Below are 13729 nucleotides of genomic sequence, written 5' to 3' on the forward strand. Positions count from 1 at the left end.
ATTTAATTATAGCTATTCTTTTTGAAGTTCTTTAGTTATTTCATTTTTCAAGTTACTAAAGAATGCTTTTATAAAGTTCACTTTGTCTTCCTGAGTCAAATGCTCGTGATATAACTTTTTAATGATGAAACTGCTTTGCGGCCCCGTTAAGACATAATCAAAGATGTTGAATTGTACTGAAAACCCACAAGCTATATCAAAATTTCTTTTGGAATTTTTGAATCCATAATACTTACCTCTTACAATCAAACCGTCAATCATAGTACTTTTTTGTATTTGATTAATCATGTTAGTTATCATATCGCTTTTATTGGTATATTTCACCTCGTGGTTATGATGACCTGATGTTTTTAAATTTAAAGACATCGAATAATCGAAAAAAAATTCAGTAAAGTCATTTGCTTTGGTAACAATACTACTCAACAAGGGTTGAATATCATTTAGTAGTATGGATTTATAATTTTCTACTGTTTTTTTCTCTTTAACGTCAACATTATTTCTCAACTCCATTCTAAACAAGGCCAACTCTTTATCAATATCGCTTTCATCTTCAATGTCCTGCCCGTTAATTGCCTTTATATAAATTGACAAAGAATTTTCAACCCTTTCCGCAATGTACTCAACGAAAGGCCAAAAGTCTCTCTTATCAGCTTGGCTTAAAAGCGAGTAATAATTATCTTTATCGTCGTTTTTGATAACGGCAACAGGATACCCATGACGCATTAAAATTAAATTCATCAAAATTCGTGTCATCCTTCCATTACCGTCGTCGAATGGATGAATAGCAACAAAGCGGTGATGAAATAAAGCTGCGATAACGATGGGATGAATGCTGCTATCTTCAATAGCGGCATTATACCATTGCATCAAATCATTCATCTTGGCAGGCGTCTCCTCGGGCGTAGCGTAATAGTGAATTTCGCCTGTTCGGGTTTTTACGTGGTTAGGCAGCTTTTTGTACTCGCCTGACGTAAGCATCTTCGTTGTCGGCGTTCCATCGGCAGTCTGCGCTGCAATTTTGTGGGGCTCTCCAAGAATCACCTCATGCAGGCCACGAATATCTGTTTCGGTCAAAGGTCTGCCATCTTGAACCATTTGCATTAAAAATTCAATTGCTGCATTGTGTCCCTGAATATCCAGATGGTCTTTCAACGGTTTGCCTTTAGCGGTAACACCGTGCTGTAATAAAGCATTTGTTTCTCCGTAACTAAGTTTGTTCCCTTCAATAGCGTTAGAATTATAATTCCAGTCCAAACGCAGCTTTTGCATTACTTTACCGGCAATCTCGTCCGGAAGCGGGCGCACGGCATCAATTTGATTTTTTAGTTCATCAATACGCTCAAAAATCTCAACTTTGCTAAATTCTTTCTCTAACGTCAGGTTCATGGGTTAAAGATAATTTAACTTGCCACTGTAACAAAATGCGTCGTCTGTTATCTAATATTTAATACTAAATTCATCAACTTAAACAACTGACCTCCTTTTACCATGCTTAGTATTCGGAACATTGTAAAACAATATGCCGGGCATACGGCCTTAAGCGGTGTAAGTTTAGAAGTTACCGGCGGACAAATATTTGGCCTGCTTGGGCCTAACGGCGCCGGTAAAACTTCGCTTATCCGTATCATCAACCAGATTACCGCTCCCGACTCGGGCGAGGTTTATTTTGGGGGTGAAAAATTAAACCAGTCGCATATTGAGCGCATTGGCTACATGCCCGAAGAGCGCGGCTTGTATAAAAAGATGGCCATTGGCGAGCAAATTGTTTACCTGGCCCGACTTAAAGGCTTAAGCCATGCCGAGGCAACCCGTCGCATTAAATACTGGTTTGAGAAACTCAAAATAGAAAACTGGTGGAATAAAAAAGTAGAAGAGCTATCCAAAGGTATGCAGCAAAAAGCTCAATTTGTAGCCACCGTACTGCACGAGCCCGACCTAATTATTTTAGACGAGCCCTTTAGTGGTTTTGACCCGGTAAATGCCGAGTTAATAAAAAACGAAATACTGGAACTTAACCAAAAAGGAGCTACCATATTATTTTCGACCCACCGCATGGAATCGGTAGAAGAATTATGCGACTCGATAGCGTTGATCCACCAATCACATAAAATTCTGGATGGCCGGATTAAAGACATTCGTAACGCTTACCGGAACAACACTTATCTGGTTGAGTACAGCGGCAATCAGTTAAATTTTAATGGTAATGAGCCTTTTACCTTACTCAACGAAAACACAACCGACGAAGGCCACCTGATGCGCCTGCAGCTTAATGCCGATGCCAGCACAAACGACGTGCTGCAATACCTGATACCGCAGGTAAGTGTTACCCGCTTACAAGAAGTGATACCAAGCGTTAATGAAATTTTTATTCAAAAAGTAAATCAAAAAGACTAAGCGATGGACAAAGTTTTACTCATTATACAACGCGAATACTTATCGCGCGTACGCAAAAAAGCTTTTCTGATTACCGTTTTTCTGGTGCCCGCTTTATTATTGGGTATGTATGCCGTAATGTACCTGCTCTACAAAAACAGCAGCGAGATGAACAGCACCCGCGTGGTAAAAGTACTTGACGACAGCGGCGTTTTTGCCGGCAAACTGAAGGATAAGAAAAACCTAAAGTTCGAAAACCTTAACGCCTCACTATCATCAGCTAAAAAGGGGCTGCAAAAAAACGAGGACGAAATTATATTGGTTATCCCTAAAAACTATGAAGAGCCAAAGGCTGTTCAGGTACTTTCTAACAAAAAACCGAGCGTAGTAACTGCCGACGAGATTGAACGGCAAATGAACAAGATTGCCACCAGTAACTCGCTGGTAGCAGCCGGTATAGATACGGCCCGCCTTAATGCCATTCACAGCAGTATTAGCATTAGTGCACGTGAGGTTACTGACGATGGCGATAAGGATTCAAACATCGGTGCGCTTTACGGCATTGGTGTTGCCGGTGCCATTATGATTTACATATCGCTGTTTATCTATGGCGCTCAGGTAATGCGTGGCGTAATTGAAGAAAAAACTAACCGTATTATAGAAGTTATTGTATCATCGGTTAAGCCATTTCAACTCATGCTGGGCAAAATTATCGGGGTAGCGCTGGTAAGTTTAACACAATTTACTTTGTGGATCATCCTGTCGTTGGCAGTTAGCTACATTGCCAGCAAAAATTTTAATGCACCGCAAAGTCCGTTATTAAGTTTAATTGAAGGATTAAAAGGCGTGCCTATAGGCCATATCATTGCTTACTTCCTATTTTACTTTTTGACCGGATTTTTGCTTTACAGCGCCCTTTTTGCGGCCGTGGGTTCGGCGGTAGATAGTGAGACAGAAACACAACAGTTTATGTTTCCGATTACCATGCCACTGCTGTTTACCTATATTATTTCGGTAAGCTTTTTAGCTCAAAATCCGGATAGTACACTTGGTTTTTGGCTATCGGTGATACCGTTTACAGCCCCGGTGGCTATGATGGTGCGCATACCCTTTGGGGTGCCCGATTGGCAATTGTTCCTGTCTATGGGCTTAATGGTAATCGGTTTTATATTTACTACTTGGGTAGCCTCACGTATTTACCGGGTAGGCATTTTGATGTACGGCAAAAAAGCCAGCTATGGCGAATTAGCCAAATGGTTTTTTTACAAAGAGTAATTCTGCATTGTAATATTTTTATGCAATCCCTGCTGAATAAAACCTTGGCCGGGATTTTTTATTTTTAGCATTATGAACAACCGCGTTGCTGTATTGGATTTGGGTACCAATACCTTCCATTTACTAATTGCCGAATACCATGCCGAAAACCTTTTTACCGAGATAAGGCATGAATACGTTGGCGTAAAATTAGGCGAAGGCGGCATTAACGAAGGCACCATTAAACCTGATGCTTACCGCAGAGGCGTTGACACCTTAATTAGCTTTGGACAGTTAATTAAAGAGCACGGCGTAAAACAAGTAAAAGCCATTGCTACCTCGGCCATGCGCAGTGCATCCAACGGACAGCAATTTATGGCTGAAGTTGAAGAACGTGCTGGGATCCGCATAGAAACTATCAGCGGCGACCGGGAGGCTGCTTATATATACGAGGGTGTAAAAGCATCCGGCTGTATGGGTGATGTAAACAGTTTGATTGTTGACATAGGCGGTGGCAGCGTTGAGTTTATTTTAGGCAATGATAGCTCCATCCTGTACAAGCGGAGCTTTGAAACTGGTGCGGCGAGGCTGATGGCACTTTTTCATAAAACAGACCCCATCAGTAACCAGGAGATTAATGAGCTAAGCCGATATTTAGATGAACAACTGGCGCCGCTGTTTGCAGCGTTAAAAAATCATGCTATTTATAACCTGATTGGCTCCTCAGGTGCGTTCGAAACTTTTGCCGAAATGGTTGAACGTAATAAGGGAAAAGAGTTTGACTTGAAGCATACGCCGGTTTACCATTTTGAGGAGCAGGCATTAAACCAAGTGATTGAAACTATAGTTAAAGCCAATCATAACGAGCGTGCCGCCATGCAAGGTATTATACCGGTGCGGGTAGATATGATTGTAGTAGCCTCGCTCTTTACCCGCTACTTGACCGGCAGGTTAAATATCAGGCAGTTAGTTATGTCAGCTTATTCCTTAAAAGAGGGTGTTATTGCCGAGCTGTTTGATTTAAACAAATTACAGGGCACTCAGCCGCAATAATTGCTGGTACACTTTTTCGGTAGGTAAACCAACCACGTTAGTGTAAGAGCCTTCGATGCGTTGAATAGCCGTAATGCCAACCCACTCTTGTATGCCGTACGCACCAGCCTTATCATAGGGTTGGTATTTTTCTACGTAGCTTGCTATTTCGGCATCCGTTAGCTTACGGAAAAACACCTGAGACACATCGTGAAAAAGATTGTATTGCTGCTTATACAAAATACAGACGCCAGTAACTACACGGTGCACCCGGCCAGATAACAACTTCAGCATCCGTACCGCGTCTGCTGCATCAGCAGGTTTACCCAAAATCAGGTCGTCAATAGTAACAATGGTATCCGCCGTTAATACAGCCTCATCATTCAAGGTACCATCATACGCCTTCGCTTTCTTTTCGGCTATGTGAACAGCGACTTCCTCGGGAGTCAGGCTTTCCGGGTACGACTCATCAACTTCCTTCAATACAATCTCAAAATCAACGTCCATCTGGCGGAGTAATTCTTGCCTGCGAGGTGATTTTGATGCCAGAATAATTTTTGGAATATTCATAGGTATGCTGATGAGTTTTGTGGCTGGCCATGCAGGCACAGCCAACCCTAAAAAGATAGCTACCAGCTGTAAGCTTCGGCACCCATCCACTTGCCTTGTATTTTCAAGGCCTTTTCTATCACGTCGCGGGCACAACCTCTGCCACCGGCAATAGGCGAAATGTACTCACAAAGTTCTTTAATTTCTTCGGCAGCATCGGCCGGGCAAACCGGCATGCCTACCTGGCGCATTACTTCCAAATCGGGTATGTCATCACCCATGTACATCACATTCATGGGGCTGATGCCGCGCTCGTTGATATATGTTTTAAAGGTATCGGTTTTTACACCTGCCCCTAAAAATATATCTTTAATGCCCAGGCTATTTAAACGGTAGATAGCAATCTTAGAACGACTGCCCGAAATAGCAGCTACATTATAGCCACATTTAACCGCCAGCTGCAATGCGTATCCGTCTTTAATGTTAAAAGAACGGGTTTGCTCGCCAGCCTCATTCACATATACCGACCCATCGGTTAACACACCATCTACATCAAAAATAAAGGTGGTGATTTCCTTAAATTTAGTCAACAACGTTTTGTAAGTTTTTAATCAAATCACACAATTTTAAGGAAATAATTCAACAAATCCTATAATTACTTATTGATTATCACGCCATTCGTAAACCCAGGCCGACTGTATTTGTTCCAGGTGACCTTCATTGGCTTCTTCGCGTTTGCCGGCAAAATGGGGTATACTTAACACCCATTCCATCAAATCGGTGAAACGGATACGGTAAATTTTTGATTCGTCAAAGTTATCGCCAAACTTTTCGTAAAGGCCCATGGCTATGTCTTCATAGTCGTTCCAGTGAATGGGCAAAGCGAATTTATCGTTGTTCATGATGATCTGAATGATTAAAATTAGTAATTGAGTTTTATTTAGTGCCCCATAAACTGCGACTGATCGGGAATCAATACCTCGATGTCACCGTCGATGATTACACACTGGCAACCTAAACGCGAGTTGATGCGTGGGCTAACGGCACGGTCAATAAAATCTTCTTCTTTGTCTGATATTTCCTGGATATTGTCCATGCCTTTGGTTACGTACACGTGGCAGGTACTGCAGCCGCAAACGCCACCGCAATTGTGTTGTAATTCAATACCATTTTCCAGGCATACATCCAGTACCGACTCCCCTTCAGCAATCGGCAGTTCAACCGGTGCATGATCCGGTTCCTCAAAGCTTATCTTGACTTTAAAAATATCCATCGCGGCAAAAGTAACAAATTTACTCAACGGTGGGTTACGCCTTACCCATTTTGATGATAGCCTGACTTAACAAATTGTAAATTGCAGTTAGCTCGTCATTTCCGCTCAACAACGCCAGGTGAGCTGTCATTGTTTTTTCATCATTGCGTATAGCAGGTCCCGTTTGCACCTCTGCAGGCAAGTGTTGCTGCACCTTATCAGCCGTCTCGCTGATAAGCGGCCGTAGCATGTTAAAATCGAGCTGATGCTGCGCTAATAGCTGCTGCGATGCTCGGTAAAGGTAATTTGGGAAGTTACAGGCAAAAACAGCTGCGAGGTGCAGTATTTTTCGTTGTTCGGAGTTTACGCTATATACATTGTTGCTGATGGTTGAGGCAAGTTGTTGCAGTATACCGTCCAAACCCTCACTGGTTGCTTCAATGCACAACGGTACAGTTTTTAAATTAACTTCTTTAGTTCTACTAAACGTTTGCAAGGGGTAAAACACACCTGCCTCCGCGGTATATTGCTGTAATACAGCTAAAGGTGTAGCACCCGATGTATGTACTATAGGCTTTTGATGTATTGCTAACAATGATGCCATATCTGCAATTACATCATCTTTTACGCTGATGATAAACAAATCGGTATTAGAGCTGATGTCATTTAGATTGCTGATGGCTTCGGCTTTGAGGTGGTAAGCCAGCAACGCCGCATGACCGGCGTTTCGGCTGTACACCTGCACAATCTGATGTCCGGCATTTTTCAACGCTGCCCCTAAATGGGTAGCTACATTGCCCGAGCCTATAAGTGTTATTTGCATAAAGTTAACTATTATATCTTTCGGCCCATTGTAGCGGCTGCGGTAAAGCAGCTTTACTAAATTCAATATGAATTACGCGCCGCTGCCTGTTATTTACCGTTCTGTCGGATGCATGCATCAATAGAGGACGCATGATCATCACACCACCCCGGCCTACATCACAAACTATTTCCTTTTCATCGGTAAAGTCAATATCATCAGGCCGCCTTACGCCATTTAAATGAGAGCCGGGTATTACTTTTAATGCTCCGTTATCTTTGTTAGTGTCATCTAAATGAATTCTGACCGTAAAACTTTGTTCAAGAATTTTGGCAGGTGGTTGAACGGCATACTGATTTTGTTTGGTAGTCCAATGCGTATAGCCAGATACTTCCGCCTTTTGATTGACTGATATGGTTAAATCCTGATGGTAAGCTACAAACCAGTTAGACCGCGCAGGCTTGTCAAAATAAATGGATTTAGTTACAAAATAACCTTGCCCAAAAATACCGTTAATCAAGGCGTTCAGCTTCGAAATTAATACAAGGGGAGCAATGCCGGGCAGGGTTTTGAAAAACTGCCTGATGGCAAATAGGTCTTCAGATTTCCTGAAGGGATCGGTCTGAGCATCTGACTGGTTGATCAGGTCGATGATTTCTTTGATACCATCCTCATCCAAAATATGCTCCAAAACCGTAAAACCCTTGCTGCTGATGTTTTGCCGATGCCAATCAAAATCCATGGTTGCTATTTTATAAAACAATCCAATTATAGCAAAGCCTTTAATAAAAGCAAAACAAAGACATTTTAAAAACAAAAACCCCTTCCGGCTTTACCAGAAGGGGTTTTAAATATAATTATCGTACTAAAGCAGGTTTCTTTTTCACCGGCTTGGCACCAGTTTTAACCGGAACAACTCTCAATTCACTGTTTCTGCGGAAGATTGACATCAGGAAGCCAATCACCATAATGATGGTACCCGACCAGAAGAAGTTGATGTAAGGAAACTCAATAGCCCGCATTACGATATAAGGCTTTGCACTTTCAGGCTGCTGATAAACCATAATTTCGAACTTATTTTTTTCAGGAATAATTTTTGACAAACGTAGTTTTAAGCCTGCATCGTCTACCTTGCGGGCAAAATCAAAGCTGTTGCCATCCTTAATCATAAATACTGGCTCAGACTTAAACGCTTTTCCGTGCGAAACGATGTCCAGCATCGCACCTACGGCAACATCGTTATCCTTAAGCGGGATGTTTTGCAGTTTAGGTTGCTTGTTTAAGCCGCGTAAAATCATATAGCCTTCTCTAAAACGGATAGTATCGCCAACGCTGGCTTCATAAACTACGGGCGGATTATAATGGCTATCCTCATTAGCATGATCGTGGCTGGCTTCGGTAGCTCCTGCGGCCATGCTCTCTTCTTCTTTAATCGGAGCAGCAGTAATGTGTGTGTATAAATCGTGCAGCAGATAATGCTTGGTATCGGGCGATGAAACCAAACCAAATTTGGGATTAGCCTGAGAGTTTGGCATTAGCACAAAATGCTCTTTTACTTTACCCGATGCATCAAACCTTTTATAATCTACTTTAAAATAATGGTTAGGTGCCACCAGCGAGTCACCAAAATAGGTAACCTGATAGTCGCCCATGGTAACCGGTTCATTTTTGTAAAGCATGATATTTTCGCGCGGATTACCTGCCTTATCAAAATCTTTCACTCTGATAACGCCTGTTTCATTTTGCGAAACTATTTTGCTGGTACCTGCCGCAATAAGGGCACCAACCAGCAACAAAGCAAACCCAATATGCGCCACTGCCGATCCGGCCAGTTTAAGCTTTCCTTTTAAAGCATCGCCCAGTACTTTGGCATTGGCCAGCACGCCGTAAACAGCACCAAACATGGCCAGCATAAATACAACGCGCAGCTTATAAAGACCGGTAATGTAAATGATAACGCCGGTAATTAAAGCCGCTACAAACATGTACACCAATGTGGTGATGAAGAAACGGGTGGCGTCAGTCTTTTTATATTTTAAGAATTGTGTAAACCCTAAAAACAAAGCAATAACCACAGCAAAGCCGCCCTGGAAAATATTATACAGTGTGATAGGATTGGCCGGCGGCGCAATGTTTGTTTTAAACATGGCATTCCATACCGGTACTGAGGTTACCACAACTAATTGCAAACAGGATAAAGCTAAAAATGCCGAACCTACAAACATCCAAAACTCACGCGAATAAGTTTCTTCTTCTTTTTGTGAAAACGGTAATTCTTTCCAGCGCAAAACCAATAGCCCAACCATCAATACCAAGAAAACCATGATATCAATCACCAAATGCCAGAACATGCCCAAATCTGTAAAGGCGTGAACAGAGGTTTCGCCCAGGATACCGCTACGGGTAAGGAATGATGCATAAAGCACCAGCACAAAGCTAATAAGCGTTAAAAATGTAGCTGTAAAATAAGAGTGACCGGTATTTTTATAAACAATTAAAACGTGTACTGCCGAAATAAGCACCAGCCACGGAATCAATGAGGCATTTTCAACCGGGTCCCAGTTCCAGAAACCGCCAAAGTTTAAAGACTCATAGGCCCAGAAAGAACCCATGATGATACCTGTACCCAGTATCATCACCGCAAACAAAGCGTAAGGGATAGCAGCACTTACCCATTCTTTATAACGCCGCTGCCATAAACCGGCTATTGCATAAGCAAACGGAACTATCATCGATGCAAAACCCAAAAACAGGGTTGGCGGGTGGATAGTCATCCAGTAGTTCTGCAGGGTTGGATTTAAACCGTTACCATCTTTGATGTATTGTAAGTAATCCGGACGGCTAAAAATTGGAGCCTCAATAGCTTCGCGCAGTAAAATGAAAGGTGAACTGCCCACACGACTGCCCAATATTTCAACGCCAATCAGCATAGAGCTCAACAGCACTTGCGAAAGGCTTACCACTGCCATTACCGGCTTTTCCCAGGTTTTCGCCTTCCAGATGAGGATGTTACCTAAAACGGCTTGCCAAAAAGTCCATAGCCAGAAGCTACCCTCCTGCCCTTCCCAAAAACTGGAAATAATATAATGAGTAGGCAAAGTGCGCGAAGAATGCGCCCAGGCGTAATGGTATTCGAAAAGGTGATTGTAGATGATGTAGAAAAGGCATGCGCCAATAGCCACCACCGAAAAAGAATTGATAAAAAAGCCAAGACGTCCCAGCTTATACCATGATTGATCGTGCTGATCTCTTTGATTGGCAGCGTAAAAATAACTGATGGCAGATAGCAGCGCCGAGCCAAAAGAAAGGATGATGAACAGCTGTCCTAATTGCCCTGGCAGCAGGTGCTCGCCTTCAAAAACTTTAGTCATTAAAAAATATTTAAACTAAGCAGCTTGGTTATAAGCTGGCTTGTTTTGATTTATATTCGGTGGTTTCTATTTTATCTTGCGTGTATTTCGACGGGCACTTCATCAAAATTTTAGAGGCATGAAACTCTCTGCCGCGCATTTGCCCGGTTAACACAATTTGCTCCGAGCGTTCAAAATCCTGAGGTTTGGTACCAGTAAATACAACCTTACACTCCTCGCCCTTGTTATCGAGCATATAAAAAGAGAAGTAATTGGCATCTTTGGTAGGATCATAATACAACTCTTTAACCTTGTTTAAGTGGCCTACAATGTGCAGCTCTTCGGTGCTTTTTTTGGCATCATTAAAAGAACCATAAGTACTTGAAGTTGAGTAAGTACTTATAATTACCGCAATAGCTACGGCAATAACGATGATACCTAAGATGGAACTTTTTTTCATGAAATGTTACCTGCTGTAAAACAATCTACAAAAATACAAAACGTAGCGCTAATACACTTTATTACAACCGATATATCTTATTTATAATCGTTCTTAACTAAAGAAAATAAAAATTTTTGGTATGAAGACTCGATAAAACAAAACGCCGTTGCTTTTGCAAGAACGGCGTTTGTTTTAATGACAGAATTACCTGAACAATTATGGCCAGATACCTAAGTTTTGATAAGATACAGCAATTTTGTTGATAGCACCAACAAACGCTGCCACACGCAAAGTAGTGATACCCGGCGTATTTTTATAAGTTTCACGTATCTCGTGGTAAGAGCGAATCATGGTGTCTTCAAGGCCCGAATTTACCAGTTCTAATTCGGATGCGCCTTTAACAATAGTTGATCTTTGCTCAGGTGTTAAAGCTACGCCTGTAATACCTTCTACCATATTTACCAGATTAAGATTTGAGTTTTCTTCAAACCTGCGGTTCATACGACCAAATGATACGTGCGACAGGTTTTTTAACCATTCGAAGTAAGAAACGGTTACCCCACCGGCGTTCGCATACATGTCTGGTACAATGAGACCACCATTTTCATAAAAAATGGCTTCAGCTTCGGGAGTGGTTGGCCCATTGGCACCTTCTACAATGATTTTTGCCTGGATATTACGAACGTTATCCCCGGTGATCTGGTTTTCTAATGCAGCAGGCACCAAGATATCACAAGGCTGCTCTAAGCCTTCGCCAGAGTTTGTAAACTCGCTGGCAGCACCCGGGAAACCTAATATTGAGCCTGTAGCTTTACGATGCTGAAAAACAGCTTCGTAATCCAAACCATCTTCATTGTAAACAGCGCCTTCAAATTCGCACAAGCCTACAATGGTGGCTCCAAACTCTGAAAGGTACTTGGCCGAATAGTAACCTACGTTACCCAGTCCTTGTACAATTACTTTTTTACCGGCTAAGCCAGGCATCAAACCAATGCGCTGCATATCCTCGCCCACGCTTACACACTCGCGTGCAGCAATGGCCACACCACGGCCGGTAGCCTCACGACGGCCGGCAATGCCATGCAAAGCAATAGGTTTACCAGTAACACAACCTAAGGCATCACCCTGACCTGGGTTCATGGTAGCGTAAGTATCGGCAATCCAGCTCATTTCACGCTCACCCGATCCGTAATCCGGAGCAGGTACGTCAATGCTTGGGCCTAAAAAGTTCTTTTTAGTTAATTCTACCGTGTAACGGCGGGTAATATTTTCCAGTTCTTGTACAGTGTAATTTTTAGGGTTGATTTTAATACCGCCCTTAGCGCCGCCAAAAGGTACATTTACAATAGCACACTTATAAGTCATTAATGCCGCCAGTGCCATCACTTCATCTTCGTTCACCATCTCGCTGTAACGAATACCACCTTTAGTTGGCGACTGGTGATGCGAGTGCTCTACGCGCCAGGCATCAATTACCTCGAAACCGTTGCCTTTACGTATCGGGAAACGGAAACGGTAAACACTGTTACACGATTTAATCTGATCGAGCAAACCTGAATCATGCTTGGTAAATTGGGCAGCATGATCAAAGTTGGCACACACATCATCAAAAAAATGCGTGTCCTGATCAGAAATTATTAGATCATTCATAATTGATATATTGAGTAAATAATTGGTAAGAGTATTTGCAACAGATTTAAATTGCTTAGGTGCTATGTAAACAATAACACTAACCGGAAAAGGTTTTAGTCTTTGTTTTTTTCCAATTTACTTAAACGCCTGTCTATTGCAAAAAGATATATGGCAAGGCCAACAAATACGATAGCGATAGTAATCACCACCACATAAATTTTACCCGAGCTACGCAGCTGATCGGCCATTTCCACCTCTTGTGCCGAGGCTGCAAAATGAGTTGCTAACAAAACGGCCAGAAAGGTCAGTTTCTTAATCATTACTTATATTGAGTTTTGCTTATTTTCAATTAAACGGATTCGGTAACGTAAGGTTGCCACCCACACTGATATCAAAATCCAGCCAATAAATGCCGGGTAAAGTACTGCCCGCATATTATTGTCCATATCATAACGGCCAAACGCCGGGTTACCGCCGTTGCCCGGGTGTAAAGAGTCGGTCATGCGCGGCAGGATAAACAGCAGCACAATCATAATCGGGAAAGCGAAAATATTATAGATGGCAGATATACGGGCGCGTTTTTGGTCTTCATCAATGGCGTTACGTAAAACCAGGTATGCACAATATAATAAGAAGGCTATGGCTGCACTGTTTTGTTTAGGGTCACTGCTCCAGTATTCGCCCCATGCAAACTTTGCCCAAAGCATACCGCTTACCAATCCTAATGCATAAAAAAATATGCCCGTGTTAACGCTTTCCACAGCTACCAAGTCATACTCCTCGCGGTTTGTTGCCAGGTACTTAATACTGTAAACAACCGAAATACCAAACACCACCAGCATGCCCAACCACATAGGCACATGGAAATACACATTGCGTATAGTTTCGTGCAAAATAGGCAGCCTGGGTACCGGCAGTAAAAAACCGGCTATCATGGTATAAAATACCAACACAACGCCCAAAATTTTCCACCACGACTGATATATAAATTTCATAATTTTTAAACGCGCAAAGGTATAACAAATTACGCAAATACTATGTAA

General features: G+C 42.2%; 15 protein-coding genes. 3 read left to right on the forward strand and 12 right to left on the reverse strand.

Annotated features, from left to right (window positions below; all coding sequences use genetic code 11):
• Positions 1-12 precede the first annotated feature (12 nt).
• Positions 13-1386: a Fic family protein gene (locus tag AAGR14_RS15610; protein ID WP_342645167.1), complete on the reverse strand. Its 1374-nt coding sequence runs from the start codon at positions 1384-1386 to the stop codon at positions 13-15.
• 102 nt (positions 1387-1488) lie between these two features.
• Between AAGR14_RS15610 and AAGR14_RS15615 the strand changes: the two genes are divergently transcribed.
• The 3 genes from AAGR14_RS15615 (at position 1489) to AAGR14_RS15625 (ending at position 4680) form a co-directional block, all read left to right on the forward strand.
• Positions 1489-2394, forward strand: a complete 906-nt coding sequence (locus AAGR14_RS15615; RefSeq protein ID WP_342645168.1) for an ATP-binding cassette domain-containing protein — start codon at positions 1489-1491, stop codon at positions 2392-2394.
• Between the two features lie 3 nt (positions 2395-2397).
• On the forward strand, positions 2398-3648 hold the full coding sequence (locus AAGR14_RS15620; protein WP_342645169.1) for an ABC transporter permease: 1251 nt from the start codon (positions 2398-2400) through the stop codon (positions 3646-3648).
• A 72-nt stretch (positions 3649-3720) separates the two neighbouring features.
• Positions 3721-4680 (forward strand): exopolyphosphatase, encoded by a 960-nt coding sequence (locus tag AAGR14_RS15625; protein ID WP_342645170.1) that lies wholly within the window; start codon positions 3721-3723, stop codon positions 4678-4680.
• Here the strand turns inward: AAGR14_RS15625 and AAGR14_RS15630 are convergent.
• The 11 genes from AAGR14_RS15630 to ccsA (AAGR14_RS15680) all read right to left on the reverse strand — a co-directional run bounded on the left by AAGR14_RS15630 (position 4657) and on the right by ccsA (AAGR14_RS15680) (position 13672).
• Positions 4657-5229, reverse strand: coding sequence for a Maf family nucleotide pyrophosphatase (locus AAGR14_RS15630; RefSeq protein WP_342645171.1), 573 nt, complete (start codon positions 5227-5229; stop codon positions 4657-4659). The two genes, AAGR14_RS15625 and AAGR14_RS15630, sit on opposite strands and share 24 nt — an antisense overlap.
• Before the next feature lie 59 nt (positions 5230-5288).
• Positions 5289-5798 carry an HAD-IIIA family hydrolase gene (locus tag AAGR14_RS15635; RefSeq protein ID WP_342645172.1) on the reverse strand — a complete coding sequence of 170 codons (510 nt, stop codon included), beginning with the start codon at positions 5796-5798 and terminating at the stop codon, positions 5289-5291.
• Between the two features lie 69 nt (positions 5799-5867).
• Positions 5868-6110 carry a Fe-S cluster assembly protein IscX gene (gene iscX / locus AAGR14_RS15640; protein ID WP_342645173.1) on the reverse strand — a complete coding sequence of 81 codons (243 nt, stop codon included), beginning with the start codon at positions 6108-6110 and terminating at the stop codon, positions 5868-5870.
• A 38-nt stretch (positions 6111-6148) separates the two neighbouring features.
• Positions 6149-6481 carry a 2Fe-2S iron-sulfur cluster-binding protein gene (locus tag AAGR14_RS15645; RefSeq protein ID WP_342645174.1) on the reverse strand — a complete coding sequence of 111 codons (333 nt, stop codon included), beginning with the start codon at positions 6479-6481 and terminating at the stop codon, positions 6149-6151.
• 34 nt (positions 6482-6515) lie between these two features.
• Positions 6516-7283, reverse strand: a complete 768-nt coding sequence (locus tag AAGR14_RS15650) for a Rossmann-like and DUF2520 domain-containing protein (RefSeq protein WP_342645175.1) — start codon at positions 7281-7283, stop codon at positions 6516-6518.
• A 4-nt stretch (positions 7284-7287) separates the two neighbouring features.
• The gene (locus tag AAGR14_RS15655) at positions 7288-8004 is read right to left on the reverse strand and encodes a phytanoyl-CoA dioxygenase family protein (protein WP_342645176.1); all 717 of its coding nucleotides are present in this window, start codon (positions 8002-8004) and stop codon (positions 7288-7290) included.
• A 115-nt stretch (positions 8005-8119) separates the two neighbouring features.
• Entirely contained in the window at positions 8120-10633 is a 2514-nt protein-coding gene (gene ccsA / locus AAGR14_RS15660; protein WP_342645177.1) for a cytochrome c biogenesis protein CcsA, read from the reverse strand.
• Between the two features lie 28 nt (positions 10634-10661).
• On the reverse strand, positions 10662-11072 hold the full coding sequence (locus AAGR14_RS15665; RefSeq protein WP_342645178.1) for a cytochrome c maturation protein CcmE: 411 nt from the start codon (positions 11070-11072) through the stop codon (positions 10662-10664).
• Between the two features lie 198 nt (positions 11073-11270).
• Positions 11271-12704 (reverse strand): Glu/Leu/Phe/Val dehydrogenase, encoded by a 1434-nt coding sequence (locus AAGR14_RS15670; RefSeq protein ID WP_342645179.1) that lies wholly within the window; start codon positions 12702-12704, stop codon positions 11271-11273.
• Between the two features lie 95 nt (positions 12705-12799).
• A complete protein-coding gene (locus AAGR14_RS15675) occupies positions 12800-13006 on the reverse strand; it encodes a CcmD family protein (protein WP_342645180.1) in 207 nt (68 codons plus the stop codon).
• 3 nt (positions 13007-13009) lie between these two features.
• Positions 13010-13672 carry a cytochrome c biogenesis protein CcsA gene (ccsA, locus tag AAGR14_RS15680; protein ID WP_342648700.1) on the reverse strand — a complete coding sequence of 221 codons (663 nt, stop codon included), beginning with the start codon at positions 13670-13672 and terminating at the stop codon, positions 13010-13012.
• Between the last annotated feature and the right edge of the window lie 57 nt (positions 13673-13729).

Source organism: Mucilaginibacter sp. CSA2-8R (genome assembly GCF_038806765.1).
Taxonomy (GTDB): domain Bacteria; phylum Bacteroidota; class Bacteroidia; order Sphingobacteriales; family Sphingobacteriaceae; genus Mucilaginibacter.

Excerpts from the sequence above, each read along its gene's own strand:
- AAGR14_RS15630 (WP_342645171.1), bottom strand. The coding sequence starts at position 5,229 with ATGAATATTCCAAAAATTATTCTGGCATCAAAATCACCTCGCAGGCAA.
- AAGR14_RS15650 (WP_342645175.1), bottom strand. The coding sequence starts at position 7,283 with ATGCAAATAACACTTATAGGCTCGGGCAATGTAGCTACCCATTTAGGG.
- AAGR14_RS15620 (WP_342645169.1), top strand. The coding sequence starts at position 2,398 with ATGGACAAAGTTTTACTCATTATACAACGCGAATACTTATCGCGCGTA.
- AAGR14_RS15675 (WP_342645180.1), bottom strand. The coding sequence starts at position 13,006 with ATGATTAAGAAACTGACCTTTCTGGCCGTTTTGTTAGCAACTCATTTT.
- AAGR14_RS15665 (WP_342645178.1), bottom strand. The coding sequence starts at position 11,072 with ATGAAAAAAAGTTCCATCTTAGGTATCATCGTTATTGCCGTAGCTATT.
- AAGR14_RS15655 (WP_342645176.1), bottom strand. The coding sequence starts at position 8,004 with ATGGATTTTGATTGGCATCGGCAAAACATCAGCAGCAAGGGTTTTACG.
- AAGR14_RS15625 (WP_342645170.1), top strand. The coding sequence starts at position 3,721 with ATGAACAACCGCGTTGCTGTATTGGATTTGGGTACCAATACCTTCCAT.
- ccsA (WP_342645177.1), bottom strand. The coding sequence starts at position 10,633 with ATGACTAAAGTTTTTGAAGGCGAGCACCTGCTGCCAGGGCAATTAGGA.
- AAGR14_RS15610 (WP_342645167.1), bottom strand. The coding sequence starts at position 1,386 with ATGAACCTGACGTTAGAGAAAGAATTTAGCAAAGTTGAGATTTTTGAG.
- AAGR14_RS15670 (WP_342645179.1), bottom strand. The coding sequence starts at position 12,704 with ATGAATGATCTAATAATTTCTGATCAGGACACGCATTTTTTTGATGAT.
- iscX (WP_342645173.1), bottom strand. The coding sequence starts at position 6,110 with ATGAACAACGATAAATTCGCTTTGCCCATTCACTGGAACGACTATGAA.
- AAGR14_RS15615 (WP_342645168.1), top strand. The coding sequence starts at position 1,489 with ATGCTTAGTATTCGGAACATTGTAAAACAATATGCCGGGCATACGGCC.
- AAGR14_RS15645 (WP_342645174.1), bottom strand. The coding sequence starts at position 6,481 with ATGGATATTTTTAAAGTCAAGATAAGCTTTGAGGAACCGGATCATGCA.